The 18,025-nt window shown below is 61.4% G+C and carries 18 protein-coding genes and 1 pseudogene; 6 read left to right on the top strand and 13 right to left on the bottom strand.

Annotated elements, in window-relative coordinates:
- Window positions 1-79 precede the first annotated feature (79 nt).
- The 3 genes from purM (at window position 80) to BTW08_RS07980 (ending at window position 3,220) form a co-directional block, all read left to right on the top strand.
- Complete coding sequence (gene purM, locus BTW08_RS07990; RefSeq protein ID WP_075561998.1) at window positions 80-1,174, top strand: phosphoribosylformylglycinamidine cyclo-ligase; 1,095 nt, start codon at window positions 80-82, stop codon at window positions 1,172-1,174.
- Window positions 1,171-1,935, top strand: coding sequence for a phosphoribosylglycinamide formyltransferase (gene purN, locus BTW08_RS07985; protein WP_075561997.1), 765 nt, complete (start codon window positions 1,171-1,173; stop codon window positions 1,933-1,935). The genes purM and purN overlap by 4 nt, the downstream gene beginning before the upstream one ends.
- A 196-nt stretch (window positions 1,936-2,131) precedes the next feature.
- Window positions 2,132-3,220, top strand: coding sequence for an aldo/keto reductase (locus tag BTW08_RS07980; RefSeq protein WP_075561996.1), 1,089 nt, complete (start codon window positions 2,132-2,134; stop codon window positions 3,218-3,220).
- A gap of 138 nt (window positions 3,221-3,358) precedes the next feature.
- Here BTW08_RS07980 and dcd read toward each other — a convergent pair whose 3' ends face one another.
- From dcd to BTW08_RS07930, 10 genes and pseudogenes are all read right to left on the bottom strand, one after another.
- Complete coding sequence (gene dcd / locus BTW08_RS07975; protein ID WP_075561995.1) at window positions 3,359-3,925, bottom strand: dCTP deaminase; 567 nt, start codon at window positions 3,923-3,925, stop codon at window positions 3,359-3,361.
- 252 nt (window positions 3,926-4,177) lie between these two features.
- A pseudogene (gene apbC, locus BTW08_RS07970) lies at window positions 4,178-4,993 on the bottom strand (iron-sulfur cluster carrier protein ApbC); the annotation flags it as partial.
- A gap of 190 nt (window positions 4,994-5,183) precedes the next feature.
- Window positions 5,184-5,645, bottom strand: a complete 462-nt coding sequence (locus tag BTW08_RS07965) for a TerB family tellurite resistance protein (RefSeq protein WP_075561993.1) — start codon at window positions 5,643-5,645, stop codon at window positions 5,184-5,186.
- 177 nt (window positions 5,646-5,822) lie between these two features.
- A complete protein-coding gene (luxS, locus tag BTW08_RS07960; protein WP_075561992.1) occupies window positions 5,823-6,338 on the bottom strand; it encodes an S-ribosylhomocysteine lyase in 516 nt (171 codons plus the stop codon).
- A 104-nt stretch (window positions 6,339-6,442) separates the two neighbouring features.
- The gene (locus BTW08_RS07955; RefSeq protein WP_075561991.1) at window positions 6,443-7,171 is read right to left on the bottom strand and encodes a glutathione S-transferase; all 729 of its coding nucleotides are present in this window, start codon (window positions 7,169-7,171) and stop codon (window positions 6,443-6,445) included.
- 229 nt (window positions 7,172-7,400) lie between these two features.
- Window positions 7,401-7,670 (bottom strand): hypothetical protein, encoded by a 270-nt coding sequence (locus BTW08_RS07950; protein WP_075561990.1) that lies wholly within the window; start codon window positions 7,668-7,670, stop codon window positions 7,401-7,403.
- 168 nt (window positions 7,671-7,838) lie between these two features.
- Window positions 7,839-10,226: a DNA polymerase II gene (locus BTW08_RS07945; RefSeq protein WP_075561989.1), complete on the bottom strand. Its 2,388-nt coding sequence runs from the start codon at window positions 10,224-10,226 to the stop codon at window positions 7,839-7,841.
- A 41-nt stretch (window positions 10,227-10,267) separates the two neighbouring features.
- Window positions 10,268-11,197: an AEC family transporter gene (locus BTW08_RS07940; protein ID WP_075561988.1), complete on the bottom strand. Its 930-nt coding sequence runs from the start codon at window positions 11,195-11,197 to the stop codon at window positions 10,268-10,270.
- Window positions 11,198-11,292: 95 nt separating this feature from the next.
- Window positions 11,293-11,610: a DUF2845 domain-containing protein gene (locus tag BTW08_RS07935; protein ID WP_075561987.1), complete on the bottom strand. Its 318-nt coding sequence runs from the start codon at window positions 11,608-11,610 to the stop codon at window positions 11,293-11,295.
- A 38-nt stretch (window positions 11,611-11,648) separates the two neighbouring features.
- Window positions 11,649-12,068, bottom strand: coding sequence for a hypothetical protein (locus tag BTW08_RS07930; protein ID WP_246837672.1), 420 nt, complete (start codon window positions 12,066-12,068; stop codon window positions 11,649-11,651).
- Between the two features lie 216 nt (window positions 12,069-12,284).
- On the opposite strand from BTW08_RS07930, the gene metG reads away from it, so the two are divergent.
- The 3 genes from metG (at window position 12,285) to nth (ending at window position 16,184) form a co-directional block, all read left to right on the top strand.
- Window positions 12,285-14,345 (top strand): methionine--tRNA ligase, encoded by a 2,061-nt coding sequence (gene metG, locus BTW08_RS07925; RefSeq protein ID WP_075561986.1) that lies wholly within the window; start codon window positions 12,285-12,287, stop codon window positions 14,343-14,345.
- A 160-nt stretch (window positions 14,346-14,505) separates the two neighbouring features.
- Entirely contained in the window at window positions 14,506-15,549 is a 1,044-nt protein-coding gene (locus BTW08_RS07920; protein ID WP_075561985.1) for an RnfABCDGE type electron transport complex subunit B, read from the top strand.
- Entirely contained in the window at window positions 15,546-16,184 is a 639-nt protein-coding gene (gene nth / locus BTW08_RS07915) for an endonuclease III (RefSeq protein WP_075561984.1), read from the top strand. The genes BTW08_RS07920 and nth overlap by 4 nt, the downstream gene beginning before the upstream one ends.
- Before the next feature lie 92 nt (window positions 16,185-16,276).
- Here nth and BTW08_RS07910 read toward each other — a convergent pair whose 3' ends face one another.
- From BTW08_RS07910 to BTW08_RS07900, 3 genes are all read right to left on the bottom strand, one after another.
- Window positions 16,277-16,789: a DUF1161 domain-containing protein gene (locus tag BTW08_RS07910; protein ID WP_075561983.1), complete on the bottom strand. Its 513-nt coding sequence runs from the start codon at window positions 16,787-16,789 to the stop codon at window positions 16,277-16,279.
- Window positions 16,790-16,908: 119 nt separating this feature from the next.
- Window positions 16,909-17,571: a glutathione S-transferase gene (locus BTW08_RS07905; protein WP_075561982.1), complete on the bottom strand. Its 663-nt coding sequence runs from the start codon at window positions 17,569-17,571 to the stop codon at window positions 16,909-16,911.
- Between the two features lie 152 nt (window positions 17,572-17,723).
- Complete coding sequence (locus BTW08_RS07900) at window positions 17,724-18,023, bottom strand: HlyU family transcriptional regulator (protein ID WP_075561981.1); 300 nt, start codon at window positions 18,021-18,023, stop codon at window positions 17,724-17,726.
- Window positions 18,024-18,025 lie beyond the last annotated feature (2 nt).

Here is an 18,025-nt window from a genome sequence, read left to right as displayed (position 1 = left end):
CCCCTCAATGAAGGCAATGCTACAATGCGCCCCGCTTAACATCATCCTTATTCCTTGGCTCCGCGAGAAAGGTCCCCCTATGACGCGCTCCTCTTCCGACACCCCGAATGCGCCCCGTTCGCCAGCCCCCCATTCCTTGACCTACCGTGACGCGGGCGTCGACATCGATGCCGGCAACGCGCTGATCGAGAGAATCAAGGGTGTCGCCAAGCGCACCGCGCGACCGGAAGTGATGGGCGGGCTCGGCGGTTTCGGTGCGCTGTGCGAATTGCCCAGCGGCTATCGCCAGCCGGTGCTGGTTTCCGGCACCGATGGCGTGGGTACCAAGCTGCGTCTGGCCATGGACCTGAGCCGGCATGACACCATCGGCATCGATCTGGTCGCCATGTGCGTCAACGATCTGGTCGTCGCCGGTGCCGAGCCGCTGCAGTTTCTCGACTACTACGCCACCGGCAAGCTGGATATCGATATCGCCGCCGACGTGGTGACCGGCATCGGCGAGGGTTGCAGCCAGGCCGGTTGCGCCCTCGTCGGCGGAGAGACAGCGGAGATGCCCGGGATGTACGCGGGCAGCGACTACGATCTGGCCGGTTTCTGCGTGGGCGTGGTCGAGAAGTCGGAAATCCTCGACGGCACCAAGGTCGCTGAAGGCGACGTGCTGCTGGGCCTGGCCTCCTCCGGCCCGCACTCCAACGGCTATTCGCTGATCCGCAAGATCCTCGAGGTCGGCGGCGCCAAGCTCGACGAGAGCCTCGACGGGAAGCCGTTGGCCGACCTGCTGATGGCGCCCACCCGCATCTACGTCAAGTCGCTGCTGTCGCTGATCAAGTCCAGCACCGTCGATGTCCACGCGCTGTCTCACATCACCGGCGGCGGGCTGCTCGAAAACGTACCCCGCGTATTGCCCGATAATCTGGCGGCGCGTATCGACGTCACTAGTTGGCAGCGCCCCGCCGTATTCGACTGGCTGCAGCAGCAGGGCAATGTCGAAGAGCGCGAAATGTACCGCGTACTCAACTGCGGCATCGGCATGGTGGTCGTGGTCGCTGCCGATCAGACCGATCAGGCAATCGCGCATCTCGAAGCTGCCGGCGAGACCGTCTATCGCCTGGGCGATATCGTCGCTCGCGAAGGCGATACGGAATCCGTCCTGCTGGAGAATCTCCCGACATGAGCGACGACCATCCTTCTCAGCAGCACGACACGCTGAACGACTTCGAGGCCGAGACGGCCGAAAAGCCGCGGGTCGTGGTGCTGATCTCCGGCAACGGCAGTAACCTGCAGGCGCTGCTCGACGCCCAGGAACATGGTGAGCTGGGCGGCGGCGAAATCGTCGCCGTGGTTTCCAACAAGGCCGATGCCTACGGGCTCAAACGGGCCAAGGACGCCGGAGTCGACGCTGTCGCGCTGCCCCATCGCGAGTATGATTCGCGCGAAGCCTTCGATGCCGCGCTGATCAGAGTGATCGACCGTCATGAACCCGACCTGCTAGTGCTTGCCGGTTTCATGCGCATCCTGACGCCATCCTTCGTCGATCGTTATCGCGGGCGCATGCTCAATGTCCACCCGTCGCTACTGCCTGCCTATCAGGGCCTGGACACGCATCGACGGGCGCTGGCCGACAACGTCTCGGAACACGGCGTCAGCGTTCACTTCGTGACCGAAGAGCTCGACGGTGGGCCGGTGGTCATCCAGGCGGTGGTCAACGTCGAGCCGAATCAGGATATCGACGAATTGATCGACAAGGTCCACGCTCGTGAGCACCTGATCTATCCGATCGCCGTGCGCTGGTTCCTCGAAGGCCGCGTCAAATTGTCACCCGAGGGCCAGGTGACGCTGGACAACATGCCGCTGCCCGCAACGGGTCTGCGCATGTCCCATGCCGACGCCGCCGAAGAGCTGGATGAAGATCTGGACAAAGATCTCGACGACTGACATCCAGACTTTCCATCCAGACCCTCGGCCGGCAGCATCGCCGGCCTCGTTATTGCCTCGGATATTGATCTGAGGCTCGTCCTCCACTTGCCCTGACCGCAATCTTTGCCAGACTGAGATCACGTAATCGCCCGACGCATCGCCGGGCGAATGATCTTTACCGGCGATGCTTCAATCAGCAAGGAGGACAAGCGATATGGATTATCGTCCGCTAGGCAATTCAGGCCTGATGGTATCGACGCTGACCCTGGGCACGGTGCCCTTCGGTGGCGCCAACGGTTTCGAGAAAGCTGCCAGTGTCGACGCCAAGGGCGCCAAGAAGCTGCTGGACATCGCCTTCGACGCCGGCGTCAATCTGGTCGACACTGCCGACCTCTACTCTCTCGGCCTGGCCGAAGAGATCACCGGCAAGGCGCTGGGCAATAAACGCAACGACATCATTCTCGCCACCAAGGGTCGAAGCCCGCTGGGTGACGATCCCAATGCCTCCGGCGCCTCGCGGTACCATCTTATCCGTGCCGTCGAAGCCAGTCTCAAGCGCCTCGGCACCGATCATATCGATCTCTACCAGCTGCACAACTGGGACGGCGTCACGCCGATCGAGGAGACGCTCGAGGCCATGCACCAACTCGTCGCCAGCGGCAAGGTTCGCTACTGGGGTACCTCCAATTATACCGGCTGGCAGATGATGAAGACGCTCGGCAAGGCCGAGACGCACAACATGATCAAACCGATCAGCCAGCAGATCTACTACACCCCGGAATCCCGCGAGGCGGAATACGAGTTGATGCCGCTGGCGATCGATCAGAACGTGGGGTCGCTGATCTGGGGGCCGCTGGGCGAGGGTTTCCTGACCGGCAAGGTACGTCGCGGCCAGAAGACACCGCCGGACACTCGTCAGGGCAACGGCTGGCCGGAACCCTACGTTCACGACATGGAACGCGCCTACGACATCATCGAGGCCCTGGCCGCCATCGGCGAGGCCCACGACTGTTCCATCCCGCGAGTCTGCCTGGCCTGGTTGAAGGATCGCCCGGGCGTGACCTCGCTGATCGTCGGCGCCCGCACCGAAGAGCATCTGCGTGACAATCTGGCGGCTGCCGATCTCGAACTGAGCCAGGAAGAGCATCAGCGGCTGGAAAAACTGACCCGCCCGGCCCCGCTCTATCCTTACTGGCATCGCGTGGTTTCCGGAATGGATCGTCTGGATCCGGCAGAAAAGCCGTTTCTGGACGGATTCGGCGAAACCATCAAGAACCGCACCGATGACCGCTCGGCCTCATGACAATCAACTAACTACCGAAGAACGTAAGCGAGGCAGGCAAGACAAGGAAAAAACGGCCGAAAAAGCGCAGTTTACGAGTTTGTAAATGAGCGTTTTAAGGCCGTTTTTGATGCAGTATTGTCAACGCAGGTAGTTCTTTCAGGTGCGCGGTAGCGTTACGCCGCGCTGACCCATGTACTTACCGCCACGATCCTTGTAGGAGACGTCGCAGACCTCGTCGGATTCCAGAAACAGCATCTGCGCCACGCCTTCGTTGGCGTAGATTCGCGCCGGCAGATTGGTGGTGTTGGAAAACTCCAGCGTCACGTGACCTTCCCACTCCGGCTCTAGCGGCGTCACATTGACGATGATGCCGCAGCGCGCGTAGGTCGACTTGCCCAGACAGATCGTCAGAACGCTGCGCGGAATACGGAAATACTCCACGGTGCGCGCCAGGGCGAACGAGTTGGGCGGAATCACGCAGGCGTCGCCCTTGATATCGACAAAGCTCTTCTCGTCGAACGCCTTGGGATCGACGATCGCCGAGTGGATATTGGTGAACACCTTGAACTCGTCGGCGCAGCGCACATCGTAGCCGTAGCTGGAAGTCCCGTAGGAGATCACGCGCTGATTGTTCACGTGGCGGACCTGATCGGCTTCGAACGGCTCGATCATGCCTTCCCGCTCCGCCATCCGGCGAATCCAGTTGTCGGATTTAATGCTCATGCAGGCGTCCTTGAGACAGAAACTGACGTCATCTCGACGCCACGAATTCGATAGGAGTGATCTGATCGGGTCGATCTGATCGAGGCGTCATGATAGCGACCCGATTTCACGAAGGAAAAGAAAAAAGGAACCGAGTGACACGGCTGCGCTGGCAATGCCGCGCAGAATACGGCGAGTGAACCGCACTCTGCGCTTGCTGGCCCCCTTTCTGAGCGAAACCCGGCATCGAACGACAGCCCGCGCCGGGCGAGTTCAGTCGCTGAATGAAATCGACGGGCCCCCGGTGTCCTGCTCGGCGACACCACTGGCGACGGCGCGCGCCATGGCCCGGAACGTGGCGGCGATTTCGCCGTCCGGTTCGGCGACGACACTGGGCGTGCCGCCATCGGCCTGCTCGCGGATCGAGAGTTGCAGCGGCAATTGCCCCAGCAACTGGGTGTCGTACTGCTCGGCGATGTTCTCGCCGCCACCGGCACCGAAGATCGGCTCGCTGTGGCCGCAGTTCGAGCAGATATGCAGGCTCATGTTCTCGACCACACCGAGCACCGGCACATTGACCTTGCGAAACATCTCGATGCCCTTGCGCGCGTCGAGCAGCGCGATGTCCTGCGGCGTGGTGACGATCACCGCACCGTCGACCGGCACTTTCTGCGCCAGCGTCAACTGGATATCGCCGGTGCCCGGCGGCATGTCGATGAACAGAAAATCGAGATCGTCCCACAGCGTCTGGTTGAGCAGCTGCTGGAAAGCACCGGAGACCATCGGCCCACGCCACACCATTGGCTGATTGATATCGACCATGAACGCCATCGACATCGCCTGGATGCCGTGCGCCATCACCGGCTTCATGCTCTTCTCGTCGATCACCTCGGGCCGGGTATTCTCGGGCAGCCCCAGCATCCGGGCCTGGCTGGGCCCGTAGATATCGGCGTCGAGAAGACCCACGCGGTACCCTTCCGCCGCCATTGCCAATGCCAGATTGGCGGTGACGGTGGACTTGCCGACGCCACCCTTGCCGGACGCCACGGCCACGATATGCTTGATGCCCTCGATCACGAACCACTCCTTGCAACGTTCAAAAACTGACTGGAATCAGTATAACGAGCCACGCCGCCAAACCCCTAACCACAATCCCCCTGTCACAGATCAGGAAAGGCGCATGTCCGGCAGAACGACCGCAACAAGCCGCCCGCGCGCCGAGGCCACTAATGCGTCCACCGCATTCAGCGCGTCCACCGCACTCAGCGCGTTCGGCCGGTCAGCGACGAGCGAGTTCGTCCTGCACGGCCAGTTTGGTACGAATGAAATCGCTGTGGGTCACGTAGAGCAGGTCAGCCAGGCGCCGGATGCGATGTTCCTCAAGCGCGGCGAGTTCGTGGTCGGCGTAGGCCAGCCGCCACATGGCCGCGATCAGCTCGACGCGCTGATCGTAGTCGTAACGTTCGTTGAGCAGAGAAACGTATTGGAAATGGTCCACCGCCTGCTCGACCTGCTGCTGGGCCTCCTGAATCAACGCCTTTGCAGCCGCTTCGTCCAGCGAGAACTGGGACATCAGAATGCGACGCAGCGTGGCCAGTTCTTGAGGGTCCACTTCATAATCGGCGCGCAGCACTTCGCTGAACAGCGCCGCCACTGCCAGCTGCGGCGTGACGGCGTCAGAGTCACCGGATTCCGGCGCGGTCAGAACACGCTGGAAGAACTGCTGAACGGTATCGAGCATGGATAAATCCCCTTGCGGTAATCGGCAAAAAAATGGGTAACGTTTCGACACCGAAAGCGCTAAAGGTTCACTCTAGGCGGTTCCGGGAAACCGGATCACTGCAACGAAAAAACCCGCAACCGAGGTTGCGGGTTCGACAGGCGAGCAGCGGCTACTCACGACTGAGAAAGCCGGTGATCAAGCGCCGTGGGCGGCGAGGAACTCCGGCGTCAGCTTGAGTTCGCTGTTGGAGTTGACGCCGATGCCGCGCGTGGTGACGTTGCGCGCGATCTGCTGCGCCTCGTCCAGCGAATGCATCTCCGCCGTGCCGCACTGGTAGACGTTGAGCTCAGGAATCGACTTCTGATCGGTGAGTTCCAGCACGTCTTCCATCGCCGCTTTCCAGGCGGTACCCACGGTCTGCTCATCAACCTGACCGATCAGGCTCATGTAGAACCCGGTACGGCAACCCATCGGTGAGATATCGATGATCTCGACGCCGTCGCTGTTGAGATGCTGACGCATGAACCCGGCGAACAGATGCTCGAGCGTGTGGATGCCGCGCTCGGACAGAATCTCTTCGTTGGGAATGCAAAAACGCAGGTCGTAGACGGTGATGTTATCGCCAGCCGGGGTTTTCATCTGCTTGGCGACGCGTACCGCGGGTGCATTCATCTTGGTGTGGTCGACCATGAAACTATCGAGTAATGGCATGCTCGTCTCCTTCTCGTATGTTCGAACGTGTACCTACTTTAGCACGCTAATCGGCACTGTCATCCGCCGGCTTCCTGGTAGCAAGCCATAGGGGCTCTGGATCGTCACCCATCCAGTTCCGGGTAGTGACGGAAAATTCCCCCTTCGTTGAAGTCGAGGCGACGATCCGAAGTCAGATAGGCCGCGAGCCGATTACGCTGACTGACACGATCGACCAGCGCCGTCACTTCCGGCAGCTCCGGCTCCAGTCGCTCCATGGCGCGGGGGAAGGCATAGCGCAGCCCGGTTACCACCTGGAACAGCGACAGATCCACGTAGCTGTGGGCCGTACCCACCAGGTAGGCCTCGTTGCCCGCGTTCACGGCCAGCACCCGTTCGAAATAATTGAGGAACTTGGGCAACCGCTCCTGCACGAAGATCGCGCCGCGTCGCTTCGCTTCCGCCTGCTGATCCTCGTAGTAGAGCGAGGCACCGAGCGGATGGTGCGTATCGTGGATTTCGGCGACGAAATCCGTCAGCGTCAGCTGCAAACCGTTGGCCCACACACGACTCCCCTCGTCCTCCGGTATCAGACCTAACCGGGGGCCGAGAAACTGCAGGATATTGGCAACGTGGGAGACCACGAACTCGTCGGCCTTGAGTATCGGCGGCGCGAAATGTGGTTGGCCGATTTCACCACCGTGAAGAAATTCGCTGACCGCGCCGGCACCGCCACCGTTGCTCTCCGAAGTTTTACCGATATCGATATACTCGGCCCCGGCATCCTCGAGCGCCAGACGGACGAATTCCCCGCGGCCGGGAATGCCTGGCCAGTAATAAAGTTCGTATTGCATCGCTCTCTCGCTAGGGTGAATGAGACTCTTCCTGGAGACTCCTGCTTACTGTTCCTTGCCATGGTTGTTGCTAGTTTCAGCGTAGCAGTTCAGTCGGGAGTGGCGATGAGTCCGCCCGGGATCGACGCATTGCCGCTTTTTTGAGCCTAGCGGTCGTAAAAAAGCCGAACCGGCAATGGCCGGTTCGGCTCGATCCATTTTGCGTGAAGCGTGGGTCACCGATGCTCGGTTAACGACACGCCACGGCCTGACGCAGTGTGCTTTTCACCCACAACCGCTGGTCATCCGGCGTTCTACCCTGATCATTCCACTGCTGCGTGGTCTGGACGCAGAACGAGCCAAGATTCTCCACCGCCGGCGCGGCCGCTTCCGGGCGCTCGCCGCCAATACGCAGAATATCGGTGTTGTTCGACTGGTAATTGGGCGCAAAAGTGTTGGAGGCGCAGCCGGCCATCGCCACGACCAAACCAGATACCATCAGCATACGGCGCAATGCCATCGTGAATAAGTCCTCGAAAAGCGCCTGACACCGCTCACGAACGTGGCCGGTCGCACTGGCGCAACACCGGCACGATTGCCGGCAGCGGCTAGATATCACCGCTTCGATGGGGCGTCAACGCCTTTTCGCGTCAGGCCGGCCGCGTCGTCCTGACGACCTCGACAGGTGTCAGAACAACCCCAGTTGTTGATCGGTCAATCTGGCGAAGTCATCGCCCACGAACGGCAGAATGCCGTCGGCGACAGGTGCCAGCTGGCGGCTTACATAGTGCTGATAATCGATCGCCGAGCGCCGATTTTCCAGCGGCTCGGGACCGGCGACGGTCATCACGTAGCGAATCCAGCCACCGTTCTGGTACTGCAGCGGGCGTTTCATCTGACGATTGAAGTCGTCGGCCAGTCGCGCGGCGCGAACGTGGGGCGGCACGTTGCGCTGGTAATCGTCGAGCTTGCGGCGCAATCGCTTGCGGTAAACCAGATCGTCGTCATGCGCACCCGCCAGCGTATCCCGGACGGTCTCGCACACGTAGTCGCGATAGGCTTCACCCGCAAAAATCCGACGATAAAGCTCGCGCTGGAACGTCTTCGCCAGCGCCGACCAGTCGCCACGCACGGACTCGAGCCCCTTGAACACCAGCCGTTCACTGCCATCCGCTTCGCGTACCGATCCCGCGTAACGCTTCTTGCTGCCCTCTTCCGTACCGCGGATGGTCGGCATCAGAAAGCGGGTAAAATGCGTTTCGAACTGCAACTCCAGGGCGCTCTCCAGATCGAGAGTCTCTCGCAGATGCTGCTGCCACCAGGCGTTGACGAGAGAAATCAGCCGCTGGCCGATCTCGTCCGCTTCCTCCGCGCCATGCGCCCTGCCTAACCACACGAACGTGGAGTCGGTATCACCATAGATAACGGTATAACCTTCAGCTTCGATCAACTCCCGCGTGCGGTGCATGATCTCGTGACCACGCATGGTAATCGACGACGCCAGTCGCGGATCGAAGAACCGGCAGCCACGCGACCCCAGCACGCCGTAGAACGCATTCATGATGATCTTGAGCGCCTGGGCCAACGGCGCGTTGCCTTCGCGCTTGGCCGCCTCGCGCCCTTTCCACACCCGTTCGACGATCGCTGGCAAGGCGTGGGTCGAACGCGAAAACCGTGCGCCCAGAAAGCCGGGCACCGACTGGGCCTCATTCGGCCTGCGCAGACCTTCGATCAACCCGACCGGATCGATCAGAAACGTACGGATAATCGAGGGATACAGGCTCTTGAAATCGAGCACCAGTACCGAGTCGTAGAGCCCGGGGCGGGAGTCCATGACATAGCCTCCGGGGCTATCGTCACCATCGCGGGCACCCAATGTCGGGGCGACGAACCCTAGCCGGTGCATGCGTGGCAGATAGAGGTGCGAAAACGCCGCGACCGAACCGCCGCTACGATCCGCGGCCAAGCCCGTCACGCTCGCTCGCTCGAGCAGGAAGTCCATGATCCGGGTATGTTCGAAAATCCGCGTGACCAGCTCGCAATCCTTGAGGTTGTAGAGCGCCAGCGCCGGCTTGTCCTCGCCGAACATGCGGTTGATGTCCGCCATGCGCTGGTAAGGATTGTCGATCGCCTTGCCCTCGCCGAGCAGCGTCTGCGCCACGTTTTCGAGACTGAACGACGGGAAACTCCAGGTCGCAGAGCGCAGTGCTTCGATACCATCGATCGCCAGTCGTCCGGGGATGGTGACGAAATGGTGGTTAGGCTGGTTGCCATGAGCGCGCCACTCCACTGGTGCGCCACCTCTTCCTAGATTCAGCGGCACGTTCAAACGTTCGGCGTGACGCTGCAACTGGCGCAGATCGAACTGGATCACGCTCCAGCCGATGATCGCATCGGGATCGAAGCGCGCGAACCATGCGTTGAGCGCATGCAACAGATCGGCGCGCGTCGCGCAGTAGATCAGCTCGAAATCGCGCTGGCGATCCGCTTCGCTACCTTCACCCTTCGATGGACCAAGCATGTAGACGACCCGCTGGCCGCAGCCGTGCAGGCCGATCGAATAAAGCTCGCCGCGCTCGCAGGTTTCGATATCCAGCGAGCAGAGCTTGAGCGTCGGGCGGTAATCCGGCGCCGGCTTCAGCTGGGCGTCCAGAATCGTACCGTCCTCGATCTCGCGGCCGGTGACACTGACCGGGGCGGTGATGAAGCGTTCCATCAGATAGCGATCCGGCGGCCGCACATCGGCCTCGAACACATCGATGCCGGCATCGCCGAGACGCCGTTCCAGATTCATCAGCTGACGATGGTGCCGACAATACAGCCCCGACACCGGCCGCTGATCGAAGTCCTTCAGCTCCAGCTCACGCAGTTCGACATCGCGTTCGGCGCGGATCAGGCGCTCGACGGCCTCGCGCTGATCTGTCGGAAAGAAAGCCACCGAAACCTGAGGCGGCAAGTGCACCAGCCGCGGCCCATCGTCGGTGGCCAGCCACAGCGAGACATCCGTACCGGCCGGCATGTCCTGCCAGTGACGGGTCAAGATGAAGCCCTGCCGTTCGACGAAATTCCTTTCCACGGAAGTCTCTTGCACGATAGTGGACACTCATCCCGCTCGTTTCAGAAAGTGAGCACCCAGGGCAGTACGTACCCGAGGTAGATCGGTATCAACAAGGGCGCGGCCAGGGTGGTAATCAAAACCGCGATGGCTCCTTTCTCGGGGCGAATCTCCAGTTCCATGGCAATGACCACCACGTTGGCGGCCATCGGTACCGCACCGATCAGCAGAAACGCCAGCACCAGCGAATCCGAAATGCCCACGCTCGCCCGCAGCAGAATCACCATCAGCAGCGTCGCCAGCGGCCAGACGACGAAACGCACCAGCACGCAGCCGGCCACGAAACGACCATCGAAGGCCCGCCACGTGACCCGCCCCAGCGTCATGCCGATGATCATCATGCCCAGTACGGTGAAGCAGTACTTGAAGTAGTCGAGCCCCTCTGCGGCGATCTCGGGAACGTGCCAATCGAGTGCGCTGATCAGCATGCCGGCCAGGAACGCGTAGATCAGCGGCAACTTCGCCAGTCTGACGAGGCTCTCCCTGACCGAAAAACGTCCGCGGGCACTGACGTAGAAGCCGACCGTGAATTCATACAGCGAGATGCCCAGCATGCAGAAGAGATAGAGCGTGACGCCCTCCGGCGGCAGCAGTACCAGCGCGATCGGAAAGCCAAAATAACCGGTATTACCGGTTCCCGCCGAAAAGGCCAGTAACGCCCGCTCCTGATCGGCAAAAAAGCGCGCGGCCACGACATTGACGATCAGGCACAAAAACGCTGCCAGCAGCCATACACTGCCCGTCAGGACGAGCTTGTCGGGGCTGGGCTGCCCCTGGGTCAGGCCATGAAAGAAGGTCAGCGGTGAAATGATGTAGACGAGCAGGGTCGCGATCGGTCGCGGGTCGACTTTCAACAGCCGCCCGGCCACCCAGCCCAGAGCCACGAAAATGAGCAGCATCCACAGTGACTGTGAGAGATCGATATCAGCCATCCCGGGCTCCTGACGCGGCGGACTGCAGTGATTTGGCCGCTAACTGTAACACCCGAAACCGACGCGAGCTGGCTTTCCCTCTGTTTGAAGGACGGTCAAGGCACGATCTCGACAGCCTCATCGACCAGCTTTCCCGCCACGAACCGCAGATGGTAGCGCGCGCCCGACCTCGGGCCGTAGACCCAGCGCTCGACCGTGACCGCACCCTCGATGACATGCCCTCCCCGTTTCTGCGGCAGTTCGATCACGCGCGACGCAGGCGTGCCGCATTTGCTCAGGACCTGCTCGGGCGAATCACCATCCGCGGTGAGTCCGTCGTCACAGCGCATCGCATGTGCCGACCCGGTCATTCCAATCAACACCGACGCTGTCAGCCACAACCCAAGCTTTGCGCGAGTCCAGGGTAAATCCATCCATTCCTCCCTTGGTTCATCACGTTTCGCGCGTCGCTTCAGGAAGAGCCGGGCGCCGACAACAGAGGAATCCGCCGCTGCGTCGAGGCGATGATGCAGAACAGCAGGAACACCTGAAACGGCAATCGCCACAACAGCAGCCATTCCGGCACCATGGGAAATAGTTCAGGGTGCAGCCACATATAGACGTTGGCCGGCGTCACGCAGATCGTCAGCGCCACCAGCCCCCATCCCGCCAGCGATCGATAGCGTGGCAGCAAGATACCGACGGCGCCCAGCAGCTCGAAGAAGCCGCTGATAAGCACCGCCGCCTCGGGCCAGGGCAGCCCCGGTGGGATAATGGAAGCGAAGGCGTCCAGCATCACGAAATGGCCGATGCCACCGACCGCGAACCAGATGAAGACGAGAGAGAGGCCTGCAATGCGCCAGACACGACGATGAGAAGCGATGGAAGTCACCAGTCTCGGAAAATGAATGAACCTACATCAGAAGCATAGAACACTCGCGACCAGGCCTCCCTGCCGGGCCCTCGGGTTCATGGCGGCGCGCCCTTTCCGGCGCAAAGTCACTGCCATCAGTGCTACAATCGTCGACCAAGTTTTCAGCCTATCCATCCCGTGGGGCCTTCGATACCGCGCCGCCTCGGGTTTCGTTACGGGAATGTTCCAGTCGCCATGTCGAACAACGCCTCGCTTTCGCGCCAGATCCTCGTTACCAGCGCGCTGCCCTATGCCAACGGCTCGATCCATCTGGGCCACCTGCTGGAATATATCCAGACCGATATCTGGGTGCGCTTCCAGAAGAGCCGCGGCCACGAGTGCCATTATGTCTGCGCGGACGATGCCCACGGTACCGCGATCATGCTGCGCGCCGAGCAGGAAGGCATTACCTCCGAGCAGCTGATTGCCAAAGTCAGTGAAGAGCACCAGGCGGATTTCGCCCGTTTCGGCGTCGCCTTCGACAACTACCACTCGACCCACTCGGAAGAGAACCGCGTCCACAGCGAGCGCATCTATACCGCGCTGCGCGATGCCGGTCACATCAGCACTCGCGATATCGAGCAGATGTACGATCCGGTCAAGGGTCTGTTCCTGGCCGACCGCTTCATCAAGGGCACCTGCCCCAAGTGCAAAAGCGAAGACCAGTACGGCGACAACTGCGAAGTGTGCGGTGGAACCTACACGCCGGCAGAGCTGATCAATCCGGTCTCGGCGATCAGCGGCGCCACGCCGGAAGTACGGACTTCGACCCACTACTTCTTCAAGCTGCCGAATTTTGAAGACTTCCTGAAACAGTGGACGCGCTCCGGTCGCGTCCAGCCGCAGATCGCCAACAAGCTCCAGGAGTGGTTCGAAGCGGGTCTCAACGAGTGGGACATCTCCCGCGATGCGCCCTACTTCGGCTTCGAGATCCCCGATGCGCCGGGCAAGTATTTCTACGTCTGGCTGGATGCGCCGATCGGCTATCTGGCCAGTTTCCAGAATCTGTGCGATCGCGATGGCCTCGATTTCGACAGCTACTGGAAGGCGGATTCCCGCGCCGAGGTCTATCACTTCATCGGCAAAGACATCGTCTACTTCCATGCGCTGTTCTGGCCGGCGATGCTCGAAGGTGCTGGCATGCGCACGCCGACCGGCGTCAACTGCCACGGTTTCGTGACCGTCAACGGCGCCAAGATGTCCAAATCTCGCGGCACCTTCATCAAGGCGCAGACCTACGCCGAATATCTCAATCCGGAGTATCTGCGCTACTACTTCGCCGCCAAGCTGACTTCCGGCGTCGACGATCTCGACCTCAATCTCGCGGACTTCACGGCACGAGTGAATTCGGATCTGGTCGGCAAGGTGGTCAATATTGCCAGCCGCTGCGCCGGCTTCATCAAGAAACTCGCCGAGGGCCGGCTCTCCTCGACCTGCGCCGAGCCGGAGCTGGTCGCCCGTTTCATCTACGCGGGTGACGAGATCGCCGCCGATTTCGAGGCGCGCGAGTTCGGCCGCGCCATGCGCAAGGTGATGGAGCTGGCCGACGAAGCCAATACCTACATTGCCGACAAGGCGCCGTGGGTGCTGGCGAAAGAAGAGGGTCGCGAGCAGGAAGTGATCGATATCTGCTCTGTGGGCATCAACCTGTTCCGCACCCTGATGGTCTACCTGCAGCCGGTGGTGCCGGCGATGGCCGAGCAGGCGCGTGTCTTCCTGCAGGTCGACAGTCTCGACTGGGAAAGCCGCCAACACGTGCTGGAAGGCCACGTTGTCGGCAAGTTCAAGCCGCTGATGACTCGCGTCGAGAGCGACAAGATCGAATCGATGATCGAGGCTTCCAAGGAAGTGCTCGAGGAGGAGAAGAAATTGACCGGAAAAGCCCCCGCCGATTCCACGGCTGACGAGGCCTCCACCATCGAACCGATCAGCGACGAGATCGCGTTCGACGATTTCATCAAGGTCGACCTGCGGATCGCCAAGATCGAGAAGGCCGAGTATGTCGAAGGCTCCAACAAGCTGCTCAAACTGACGCTGGATGTGGGTGGCGAAACGCGCACCGTGTTCTCCGGCATTCGCAAGGCCTATGCGCCGGAAGCGCTCGAGGGACGCCTTACGGTGATGGTCGCCAACCTGGCGCCGCGCAAGATGCGCTTCGGTGTCTCGGAAGGCATGGTGCTGGCCGCGGGCGATGAAGGCGGGATCTATCTGATGTCGCCGGACAGCGGCGCCAAGCCCGGCCAGCGAGTCACCTGATCAACTGGCGGCGTCATACTCGACGAACGCGCGGCTCCGGTCGCGCGTTCTGCTTGGGCCTGATGGCAGGCCTGGATCTCGAAGCGTCCGTGGCAAACGTCTATAATGCCGCGCTGTCCCTGCCAGTGGGCGGCCGTTCGTCCCGCTTTTCGGAAATCTCATGACAGTCGCCATCACCGTTGAACGCATCGATGCCGAATTGCCGCAGACTCAGTGCGGCAAGTGCGGGCACGACGGCTGTCGCCCCTACGCGGAGGCGATCATCGAGGGAGAGGCGATCAACCGCTGCCCACCGGGTGGCGAGACGACTCGTGATCGACTGGCAACGCTCACCGGCCAACCCCCGCTAGAACTGATCGAGCCGCCCCAGACACCGCTTCTGGCGGTGATTCGCGAAGCCGAATGCATCGGCTGTACCAAGTGCATTCAGGCCTGCCCGGTGGACGCCATTCTCGGCGCGGCCAAGCAGATGCACACGGTGATCGAATCCGAGTGCACCGGTTGCGAACTCTGCGTGGCGCCCTGCCCGGTCGACTGCATCGATCTCATCGAGCATCCCCAGTGGGCAGATGCCCGAAACGACGCCGAGCAGCAGCGATATCTCGACTGGCGTGCCGAAAACGGCCGCCAGCGCTTTGTCGCACGCAACGCCCGCCTGGCACGCAAGGCCGAGGAGAAGCGCCGCAAGCAGCGGGAACGCCGCGCCGCCGCGGCTCGCGCCAGCACGACATCCGACGAGGCAGCGCCAAAAGAACACCACCAGCCCGTCCCCATCGACACTACGGCGCTGAAAGCGCAGCGTGCGACACTGACGGCGCGTCGGAAACGCCTACACCGGCAGCTGGATAAAGCTGACGACGCGCAGCGCCCTGCGCTTCTCGAACGCCTGGCGGGCTTCGACCACCAGCTCGAAGCCGTCGATCGCCAGCTCGGCTCGGCATCGTCGTCAACTGCCCCCCGTGATCATCAGCATATTGCCGTGGCCGCGGCCGAAGAGGCCAAACGCAAGGCGCGCCAGGAACTGGCCCATTTTCAACGCCAGGGCGATCAGAATGGCGTCGGTCAAGCGCGAGACAAGATACTTGCGGCGGAGCGGCTGCTCGCTTTTGCCAACGGGGCGCCGGCCCATCGAATCGAGGCTGACCACTCCACGGCCAATCCGCCCGCCGATAGCAGCGGCGACGATGACGGGACGACCTCATGAACGCGACCAAACGTGAACAGATTTTCGCTCGCCTCAAGGCTGACAACTCTACGCCGACCACCGAGTTGAACTGGTCGACGCCTTTCGAGCTATTGGCAGCGGTACTGCTGTCGGCGCAGGCAACGGATGTGGCCGTCAATAAGGCGACGGCCAAGCTGTTCCCGGTGGCCAATACGCCGAGAGCGATCATCGATCTCGGCATCGATGGCCTGAAGACGCACATCAAGACCATCGGCCTGTATAACACCAAGGCCGACAATCTGATGAAGACCTGTCATATCCTGGATGGTCAGTACGACGGCGATATCCCGCGAACGCGAGAGGAACTGGAAGCGCTCCCGGGCGTCGGTCGCAAGACCGCCAACGTGATCCTGAACACGGCCTTCGGCGAGCTCACCATGGCGGTCGACACGCATATCTTTCGCGTCGCCAATCGCACCCGAATCGCCAAGGGCAAGAACGTGCTGGAGGTGGAACGCCAGCTATTACGCCACGTGCCCCGGGCCTATCTCAAGGACGCCCACCACTGGCTGATTCTGCACGGCCGCTACACCTGTCTGGCACGCAAGCCGCGCTGCGGCAGCTGCGTGATCGAGGACCTGTGCGAGTATCCGGACAAGATCGATATCGGCTGACCCGGAACCGATAATCGGCGAGTCACGATCAGGCGTACGCGGGCATTCTCAGGGGGTCAGGGACTCGGGACTCAGTGCTCAGAGCTCAGGGCTCAGGGGCTGGATTCCGGTTCCTGACCACCGTCGTCATCGGCTCCATTCTCCGACGGCACGGCATCTTCCCCGCTGGATTCCGGCGCCGCGGGTGCAGTTTCCGGCAGACGGCTTCCTTCAGAGTTGTCCAACGCGTCGTCACCCGCTGGCGACGACATCTCCTGCGCGCCATTGGCACTCGTTTCGGTCGCCCCCTCGCGACTGTAGACCACCTTGCGCGTGCCCCCGTCGCAGCTACCGACCACCTCGGCACCGGCGAAAGCCTCGCCTTCGCTGACGACATCGCCTTCCACCTGGGCGTTGTCGACGATCTCGAGCAGGAAGTGCCGCGCGCCATTGTCTCGGATCGTACGATCGATTTCCGCCTTTAGACGCTCGCAGGCCAGTCGGGTTTGCGGCTGTTGATCGAACGGAGAAGTTGCCGACTGTGCCTGCGCCCAGCTCAGCGACGAGACCAGACCGGCAGTGCTCAGACCCGCGACTACCGCGGCTTTCCAGGTAGAGAATGGCATCGCTAATTCCTCAGCTCGTTGAACGCGACATCACCAGACATGCTGGCCGTTCGCGTATTCGTGATCTCGAACGCCATGTTGCCGTATCGACTGGACATCGCGTCCGATATCGGGACGCTTCATAGCTGAAATTCACCACCTTTTTCAATCGCCCGCTGATAGGCCGGGCGCGCGCGCATGTTCTGCAGCACTTTCTGGATCTGGGGATAGTCGGAAAGGTCGGTACGGCTCTCTGCCGCCAGCAGCGGGAAACTCATCTGAATATCCGCCGCCGTGAACTGGTCCCCGGCGAACCAGGCGTGTTGACGGAGTTCACTCTCCCAGTAGTCACAGTGCAGACGAAGCTGAGGATCGAGGAATTTCTGACGAACCCCGTTGGCCAGCAACTTGCCGATCGGACGGATGATCGCCGGGACCGGCGGCTTGCCCAGTTTCGAGAACACCAGCCGCATCACCAGCAACGGCATCGCCGAGCCCTCGGCATAGTGAAGCCAATGGGTGTAGCGCAAGCGCTCCGGCGTGCCGGCTTGCGGGACCAGCGACTCGCCGTGATAACAATCGACGAGATACTCGATGATCGCGCCGGACTCGGCCACCGTATGAGCCTCGTCGGTGATCACCGGCGCTTTGCCCAACGGATGGACTTTCTTCAGCTCGGGGGGCGCCAGCATGGTGACGGGATCACGCCGGTAGGTCTTTATCCGATACTCGACGCCCAGCTCTTCCAACAGCCACAGAATACGCTGCGAGCGCGAGTTTTCGAGATGGTGAACCGTGATCATGAGCGGGCTTCCTTGCCGGATAGTCGAAGGTTTCGACCTGGATAGGTCGATTGAGCTCTCGGGTTCAGTTAACAATAGAGAGCGATCGACAAAGTCGCCAATCGCAAAAACGGCGCCGTAAAGGCGCCGTGGATAAGATCAGCCGAGCGTCATCAATGCTCCTGCTCGAACATCTCGTCGCCGATGTCATCGATGTAACGCTGGCTCTTGGCGACCGTCAACTCGACGCAGGCATCTTCGCCGGGGACGACATCGGAGCGCTCGAACCGGCGCTCCAGCGTCTCGCCACCTTCGACCGGTTTGCGAATCCAGCCGCTGACCCGATGCTGGCCGCCGACGTCCTGCGGATCCGGGATGATCAAAAATCCCTTGTACTCGATCGCCTCCCGCTCTTTCTTAGGCGCGGCGGGCTTGGCATCGCCCAATAGTCCAGAAAACAGTTTCTTGAACATGT

Source organism: Salinicola sp. MH3R3-1 (assembly GCF_001937155.1).
Lineage (GTDB): Bacteria > Pseudomonadota > Gammaproteobacteria > Pseudomonadales > Halomonadaceae > Salinicola > Salinicola halophyticus.
The sequence above is the reverse complement of the archived record's forward strand: the minus strand, read 5'-3'. Positions and strand labels throughout refer to the sequence as shown.